The organism is Evansella sp. AB-rgal1 (assembly GCF_041820985.1).
Taxonomy (GTDB): Bacteria; Bacillota; Bacilli; order Bacillales; family Salisediminibacteriaceae; genus Evansella.
Genome location: NZ_JBGUAU010000028.1, coordinates 59,809 through 67,361 on the forward strand (window position 1 = coordinate 59,809; position 7,553 = coordinate 67,361).

Annotated in this window: 8 protein-coding genes and 1 other RNA gene; 8 read left to right on the forward strand and 1 reads right to left on the reverse strand. The window is 34.9% G+C overall.

Going from position 1 to position 7,553, the window contains the following annotated elements; all coding sequences use genetic code 11:
* The first annotated feature begins 11 nt into the window (after positions 1 to 11).
* Complete coding sequence (locus ACERII_RS20210; RefSeq protein WP_373644720.1) at positions 12 to 1,280, forward strand: ribonuclease H-like domain-containing protein; 1,269 nt, start codon at positions 12 to 14, stop codon at positions 1,278 to 1,280.
* 52 nt (positions 1,281 to 1,332) lie between these two features.
* Here ACERII_RS20210 and ACERII_RS20215 read toward each other — a convergent pair whose 3' ends face one another.
* A complete protein-coding gene (locus ACERII_RS20215; protein WP_373644722.1) occupies positions 1,333 to 1,653 on the reverse strand; it encodes a 2Fe-2S iron-sulfur cluster-binding protein in 321 nt (106 codons plus the stop codon).
* Between the two features lie 561 nt (positions 1,654 to 2,214).
* On the opposite strand from ACERII_RS20215, the gene ACERII_RS20220 reads away from it, so the two are divergent.
* The 7 genes from ACERII_RS20220 to ACERII_RS20250 all read left to right on the forward strand — a co-directional run bounded on the left by ACERII_RS20220 (position 2,215) and on the right by ACERII_RS20250 (position 6,320).
* Positions 2,215 to 2,499, forward strand: coding sequence for a CotD family spore coat protein (locus ACERII_RS20220; RefSeq protein WP_373644724.1), 285 nt, complete (start codon positions 2,215 to 2,217; stop codon positions 2,497 to 2,499).
* A gap of 166 nt (positions 2,500 to 2,665) precedes the next feature.
* Complete coding sequence (locus ACERII_RS20225; RefSeq protein WP_373644725.1) at positions 2,666 to 3,229, forward strand: SLOG family protein; 564 nt, start codon at positions 2,666 to 2,668, stop codon at positions 3,227 to 3,229.
* Positions 3,230 to 3,293: 64 nt separating this feature from the next.
* Positions 3,294 to 3,614: a cell division regulator GpsB gene (gene gpsB, locus ACERII_RS20230; RefSeq protein ID WP_373644726.1), complete on the forward strand. Its 321-nt coding sequence runs from the start codon at positions 3,294 to 3,296 to the stop codon at positions 3,612 to 3,614.
* 33 nt (positions 3,615 to 3,647) lie between these two features.
* Positions 3,648 to 4,055 (forward strand): reverse transcriptase-like protein, encoded by a 408-nt coding sequence (locus ACERII_RS20235; RefSeq protein ID WP_373644727.1) that lies wholly within the window; start codon positions 3,648 to 3,650, stop codon positions 4,053 to 4,055.
* A gap of 53 nt (positions 4,056 to 4,108) precedes the next feature.
* Positions 4,109 to 4,500: RNase P RNA component class B (gene rnpB, locus ACERII_RS20240), an RNA gene on the forward strand.
* 326 nt (positions 4,501 to 4,826) lie between these two features.
* Positions 4,827 to 5,963 carry a THUMP domain-containing class I SAM-dependent RNA methyltransferase gene (locus ACERII_RS20245; protein ID WP_373644729.1) on the forward strand — a complete coding sequence of 379 codons (1,137 nt, stop codon included), beginning with the start codon at positions 4,827 to 4,829 and terminating at the stop codon, positions 5,961 to 5,963.
* Positions 5,964 to 6,077: 114 nt separating this feature from the next.
* Positions 6,078 to 6,320: a DUF2564 family protein gene (locus ACERII_RS20250; protein WP_373644730.1), complete on the forward strand. Its 243-nt coding sequence runs from the start codon at positions 6,078 to 6,080 to the stop codon at positions 6,318 to 6,320.
* The last annotated feature ends 1,233 nt before the right edge of the window (positions 6,321 to 7,553 follow it).

The window sequence follows — 7,553 nt, forward strand, 5'->3', positions numbered from 1 at the left end:
GTGGTGATGAAATGAGTTTGAAATCAAAGTTAAATAGATTAAAAGGACATCTACAGTTAGAAAACAAAAGCATGGACAAAAACGAGGAAGCTACTACAAAGGATGCTATTTTCTCTAAAGAGGAAAGTAGTTCAGATAAGCAACTAGAAGACAAATGGGCATCATTAGGGTTTGTACCGTATTATTTTGAAGATCAAGTTTCTTTTGTAAAGCGAACAATCTATCCATTTCATCAAAGAAATGAATTTAATAAGATATATGATTGGTGGAAGAGTTCGCATCTTCCTCATCCATTATCATGTAAAGATGTACCGTTAGAGCGTATGATGTTTTTTGATACAGAGACGACAGGACTTTCTACCGGAGCTGGAAACTCTATATTTTTAATTGGTTACGCTAGAATTGTAGAGGGTGGTATAGAAGTCACTCAGCATATGTTAAGTGACCCTTCTTCGGAAGCTGCTTTTATGTACCATTTTTTACAGGACTTCACAGAAGACGATTACTTAGTAAGTTACAATGGAAAGGCTTTTGATTGGCCACAAGTAAAATCAAGACATGCCTTTGTTCGGAATGTAGTTCCAAAGCTTCCAGCCTTCGGTCATATTGATTTATTACATGCCGCTAGACGTCTGTGGAAGCATGAATTACCTTCGTGTAGACTGTCTATAGTAGAGAAAGAGAAGCTTTCTGTTTTTCGAGAGCACGATACACCTGGAAGCATGGCTCCTCTTTTGTATTTTGATTATATACATCATAAAGACCCAAAAGAACTTGCTGGGATAATAGAACATAATGATCAAGACGTTCGTTCTTTAGTTACTTTATTTATAGAAATTTCTAGTAGGTTATCATATACAAACGATTTCAAACTGTCCGCGAAAGAGCACATTCAGATAGGGAATTGGTTTAACCAATTAAAGTGGACGGAAAATGCATTCTTCCATTATGAGAAAGCGATTGACTCTAGTGATAAAGACCGAGACGAAGCTTATTATAAACTAGGGTTAATGTGGAAGAAGTGTGGGAACCTAGAGAAAGCAAAGACTCATTTTCTTCAAGCGTTATCTATCCAATCTATCCCTAACGTAGATTCGTTTATTGAGCTAGCAAAAATAGCGGAACACGGAGAAAAGAATGTAGGAGAAGCATATAGATATTCAAAGCTTGCATTAGAGCAGATAAAGAAATCAGTGAGATTAACTTCAAAGGAAACTGCACTAAAGCTTAAGGTGGAAAAAAGAATAGAACGATTAGCAAATAAATTAGACTTTCATTAATAATAATAAAGCGAGAGCCTCCTACATTTGGACACTCTCGTTAATATTACCCTTATCCTTCAGGTCTTGGACCAGGATCAAGTCCAGTAGAAGAAACAGTTTTCTCTGGTTGAACCGTTACATCTTCTTGAATACGTACTTGACAAGATAATCTTGCTGATTCATCAAGCCCTTTGGCTTGAAAAGCTGCCTTTTCAATATCGGTGAGTGGGCCGAGGTCTCCTTCTAGCACATCTACCCGGCATGTAGTGCATTTCGCCTTACCTCCACACCGGTGTAGTATGTCAATTCCATTATCCTCTAACGCTAGTACTAGTTTAGTTCCAGACTTGACCTCAAATGATGCTTTGTCTGGTATCGTTACTTTTGGCATATTATCCAGCTCCTTTATTCGTTTTTTTCTCATTATGCAACAACTTTGTAAAAATGAGTATGTTCTCAGTTTAGGGATTGAAACGTATTCAATTGACGAAAAAATCAGTTTTTTTACAGGCGGCATTTTTATTATTTCCCTTGCACATGGAGATATAAACATGTTATTTCCCAGGTAAGCGCAGAAAGACGCTTTTTTCGAGTTTATTTTTGATTATTAGAATTGAAATTTGGTATGAGTAATCATAGAATGACGAATAATGTTGGATAAAAAGGAAATAATCAACATCTTGCAATCTGTCATTTTTCTTCATACACTATAAATTAGTGTTATTTAGTTATGAAAGGAAGAAGAGGAAGAATGGCTAAATTATTTCTCGTGTTATTTTTTGTAGTTATTGGAGCTACATTTTGGACTTTCCAATAGACAGATACCTACTAATTGTATGATTTATCTAAATTCGAAGAAAAAATGGTTAAAAATAGGTACTAACACTAGTACGCTATCGGTCTTTTTAACATAGGTTGTTAATGTAATAAATAATAAAGGAGGAAATAACTTATGTTTAGCCCAAGACCAGGAGTACCAGGAGCACCAGGTGTTGCACCAGGTGTTGCACCATTTGGACCAAGAGCAGCGCAATATTACCCACCACGAGTTGCACCAACTCGCCAGAATGTGAGACAAATGAATGTAGACCACATCGTACCAGTAGTACACCCAAGTCATACTACTAACGTTGTAAATAACAACTGGAAGTATTTCCACAACTTCCCTCACACTGAGTCAACTGTTTGCCGTACTACTTGCCAGGACTTCGTTTGTCCTCCAAGACCACGTTGCTAGTATAATAGATCGAAGCGGGTTAGTACAATTACTAACTCGCTTCAACCTTTATATAAAAGACTCTGTTATTCTTCAAAGCGGATAGTATTATAATATATACTGAAATAGAAAAAAATACAATATTATCTATAACAAAGCTCTTCTGAATAAAAAAGGTGGTTTTAATGTGTATGAAGTATTAGCTGTTACAGGCTATAAGCCCCATGAATTAGGCATATTTAATGAAAAACATAATCATCTACCTTTTCTAAAGTTTGCTATCAAAAAGAAATTAAAAACATTAATAGAGGAATTTGATATAAAATGGGTTATTACAAGTGGACAACCTGGAGTAGAGTTATGGGCTGCTGAGGCCGTCCTACAATTGAAAGTTGAATATCCAACAATCCAACTAGCAACCTTATCTCCCTTCTATGAACAAGAAGAGAAGTGGGGAGATCCAATCAAGGACTTATACTTGAAAATCTGGAATAATAGTGATTACAAAGATTACATAACTAAACGGAAATACGACGATCCGTCACAGCTTCGGTTAAAGAATCAATTTATCATTGAGAAAAGTAATGCATTTCTTGTCCTTTTTGATGAATATACTGAAGGGTCACCTACATATTATTTAACATACGCAAGAAAAAAAGCCGAAGTGAGTAATTATCCAATATTTTACTTGACTCCAGAAGAAATAGATGACGTAATAAGAGAAGTGGAAGAGAATGATAGTTATCATTGACAATATCGGGGCTTTTTGAAAAAATAAAAGAAATGAAATGATGGATTAGTAGAGGTGACTAATATTGACTACACAAAAGAAAATTTCTCGTTTAACTCAAAAGGATATTTTAGAAAAAGATTTTAAGACAGGTCTTCGAGGCTACAGTCAAGAGGAAGTAGATCAATTCCTAGATTTAATTATTAAGGATTATGATGCATTCCAAAATCGTGTTGATTGGTTAGAGAAGGAAGTAGAACGATTGAAAAAAGAAGCAGCGACGTTAACTGAACATACGAAAAGACAAACATCTTCTCCACAACAGACTGGGAATACCAATTATGATATTTTACGAAGGTTATCAAATTTAGAAAAGCATGTTTTCGGAAGTAAGTTATACGAGTAAGTCGTACAAGGTTAAAAAAAGGAGTAATGTCCATTGATAGAGGTTTATATTGATGGGGGTAGTGCTGGGGATCCTGGTCCTTCTGGAGTAGGGGTTTTTATAAAAAATCGTGGAGAATTAATCAGGGAGTCTATTCCGTTAGAGCCTATGTCCAATCATGATGCTGAATTTCATGCGTTACTTGAGGCTTTACGTATTTGTAAAGACCTGGATTTACGTGTACTTTCAATTCGCACTGATTCACAGGTCTTAGCAGATTCGTTAGAAAAAGAGTATGTAAAAAAAGAGCGTTTTCGTGTATTACTAGATAAAGCACTGCAAATGATGAAAGCTGATTTTGATTATGTTTTTGTTAAATGGATTCCAAGTAAACAAAATAAAGAAGCAGATCAATTAGCTAAGAGAGCTATTCGTCAATCTCTGGAAAAATATAACGATTGATAATAGTTTGTTTTCTATGCTATAATAAATTTTGTCGCTTAAGACAACCATTTATGTTTGAGTAATCGCTGCAACTTTTGTTGTAGAGGAAAGTCCATGCTCGCACAGTCTGCGATGACTGTAGTGTTCGTGCCTAGCCAATTCATAAGCTAGGGTAGTCTGGTTTTGACTGGACTAACGGCAGGTTCCACACCTAAGTCTTATCTTATAGGATATGGTGTGCATACCTTGAAAGTGCCACAGTGACGTAGTCTTTCTAGAAATAGAGAGAGTGGAACGGGTAAACCCCACGAGCGAGAAACCCAAATTAGGTAGGGGCATCCTCATGAAGGAATTCGAACAGATTGAGGAACAGACAATTTAGTCTGTAGACAGATGATTACTGCCTTAGTACGAGGGCTGACACCCGTTTGCAGTACAAAGGTACAGAACATGGCTTACAAAACATGAATGGCGTCCATTCTATTCTAAAAAGTAAACTCCTTGGTGATACTATCATCATGGAGTTTTTTCTTTGTATAGTTCTATAGTTCATGAGCAAGTACAGTGACTGGTATAACAGCCATCATAATAAGAACTTTCTATGATTATAACTCAAATTGGCTCACTTATTGAAGTTAACCTTTCATACAAGTGATAATTTGCACCATGGCGGATGAGAATACGTATTTTCAGTGTAGACATGATATTTTGTTGAAACTAAGTTATCCACAAGGTATAGTTAATAATGATTTCATCAAATGGTTGATGTTGTGTGAAAGGGGAATAAAAATGAACACAGTAAAATTAATTGCAACAGCAGCAATGGGCCTAGAAGCAATTGTTGCTGACGAAGTACGAGCATTAGGATATACAAATGTGAAAGTTGAGAACGGAAAAATAATTTTTGATGCAGATCCATCAGGCATTGCTCGAGCTAACCTCTGGTTACGAACAGCGGACCGTGTCAAGTTACTAGTAGGGGAATTCAAAGCCACAAGTTTTGAAGAATTATTTGAACAAACAAAAGCACTCCCTTGGGCTGATTATATATCTAAAGATGCAGAGTTTCCCGTTATCGGTAAATCTGTAAAATCAACTCTCTATAGTGTTCCAGACTGTCAAGCAATCGTTAAAAAAGCGGTTGTGGAAAGTTTAAAGAAACGTCATAAGATTGAATGGTTTGAAGAGGAAGGTGCCCTTCAACGGATTGAAGTAGCAATATTAAAAGATTTAGTTACATTAACGATTGATACAAGTGGTACAGGCTTACATAAACGTGGCTATCGATACTTACATAATGAAGCACCATTGAAGGAAACGTTAGCAGCAGCAATGATTAAGCTTACGAATTGGACCCCGGATCGTACCTTTGTGGATCCTTTTTGTGGGTCAGGTACAATCCCTATAGAGGCAGCAATGATTGGTCAGAATATCGCACCAGGAATTAATCGTGAATTTGCGTTTGAAAATTGGGAGTGGTTTAAACAAGAATGGACTGACAGGGCATTAGAAGAAGCGGAAGATTTGGCAAAATATGATCAACCGTTGCAAATACTTGGTACAGATATCGACCATAAGATGATTGAATTAGCTTCAAATAATGCAATAGAAGCTGGATTTCCAGATCAAATAACATTTAAGCAAATGCAAGTGAAAGACTTTACAACGAGAGATGAATACGGAGTTGTTGTAGGTAATCCTCCTTACGGTGAACGTATGCAAGAAAAAAATTATGTGGAAAACTTATATCGAGAATTAGGGAGAACGTTTCGACCGTTAGACACGTGGTCTGCTTATTTTATCACTTCATACGAGCATTTTGAGAAGCTGTATGGGGCGAAAGCTACGAAAAAAAGAAAGCTATATAATGGAAATATTCGAACTGATTTTTATCAATATTGGGGAAAAAGACCACCTAGAAAATAGTTTTTAGTATGTAGTAATTTCAATTAGAATTTAATGCATTAACTTCACTTCTTTTGTAAATAGTAAATGTATGTAATATTGCATATGTTATCATTATTGAAAGGGTGAATATAAATGTCAGAACCATTTGATCAACTACACCAAGTAGAAATGGCAATTAAAGCTGCACAAAAACAAGTAGGGAACGCAACAATGAATATGGACCCGAAACAATTGGATACTGCTATGAAAGCCATTGGAGATGCAAAGAGCCAATTAAATAATGCCTATAAACATGAAATGTCTTCAGAGTTTATTGAATACTCGTCTAGTTTAATCGAAAAGCTAGAACACCAAGTACATGAAGCACAAGAATAAATACAAAATATAATTATCTATGTGAATTAAAACAATAGAATATCCGCTGAAAAACCATCGAAATGTACTCTTTTTGATGGTTTTTTCTTTTTATAATGCTATTCTCCTAAAACACTTAATTTAATATATTATTACACTTTGGTAGAAGAGAACAAGTTATGAAGGATATTAGGATTTTTCACCATCTATGTAACGAGCGAAATCATATTCAACTCCTTGAGAGAAAGCGTTGAGGGGAGACTTAGACGCATGAAAAGTGGAAAAGACTTGGCCCCCCACAGTATAGGAGACACCTTGAAGAAGGAATGAACCGGAAGTCGCACTTGTACCATTGGTGGTCAGGGAGTTGGGAGAAACGAATGATTAAAATACCAACAAAGTTAGTATTACTAGATAATTTGCCCATATTTATATATTATAAATACAAGTTTTTTCTTTTGGATAATTTTTTTAACTAATGAAACTTTTATTTCTAGATTACGTCTTATTTAAAATAAGAGTAAATCCAACTGAAAAATATTGGAGGTGTTTTAAAATTAAGAAATATAGGTTTTATATGATATAAATTCTATTCTTATCAATTGTTTCGGGGTGTTTTTTTGGGGATAAGATTGACTCTCAAGAGGCTGGTGAAATAGCTTTACTTGAAGCTGAGGTTTTTAAAACTGATCATTCAAATTTTGAGATTTATAAAGTCGAGAGGAACAAGAATAGATGGATTGTTATAATTAGTTCTATTAACCCTCAGTTTAGTGAACCATCTCCAAACATATATTTTGAAATAAGTAACTATGGAAAGGTCCTAAAGAAAGACAATTATTCTATAGCGGAGTAACAAAACACAACTTTGAGGTAACTTACTAAAAGTTGTTCAAGCAGTGTATTCTCTCTGTTTACAGCTAGAATACAAACCCTTATATAAACAAGTTTTACGAACTAAATATTGGATTAATCAACTATAAAACTCTTCGAAACATATTTAACAACTTAACCAATATATTATTTACTGAAAATTCATTTCTATATCTAACACCAAAATTATTTATTACAAGAAAATAATTTTAGATCATATAGAAATGTGATTCTAATTTGTTGTAGCAAGAAGTCGGTTTTGGCTTACATTATATTTCTATTAAAAGAGGATACTAACTTTAAAATGGACCCTGTAGAATAGACAGTTAAAAAAAGAGGATTATTCTTGATTTTTTTACTGACTCTGTTTTACAGGGTCTA

Excerpts from the sequence above, each read along its gene's own strand:
- ACERII_RS20210 (WP_373644720.1), top strand. The coding sequence starts at position 12 with ATGAGTTTGAAATCAAAGTTAAATAGATTAAAAGGACATCTACAGTTA.
- ACERII_RS20215 (WP_373644722.1), bottom strand. The coding sequence starts at position 1,653 with ATGCCAAAAGTAACGATACCAGACAAAGCATCATTTGAGGTCAAGTCT.
- ACERII_RS20220 (WP_373644724.1), top strand. The coding sequence starts at position 2,215 with ATGTTTAGCCCAAGACCAGGAGTACCAGGAGCACCAGGTGTTGCACCA.
- ACERII_RS20245 (WP_373644729.1), top strand. The coding sequence starts at position 4,827 with ATGAACACAGTAAAATTAATTGCAACAGCAGCAATGGGCCTAGAAGCA.
- ACERII_RS20250 (WP_373644730.1), top strand. The coding sequence starts at position 6,078 with ATGTCAGAACCATTTGATCAACTACACCAAGTAGAAATGGCAATTAAA.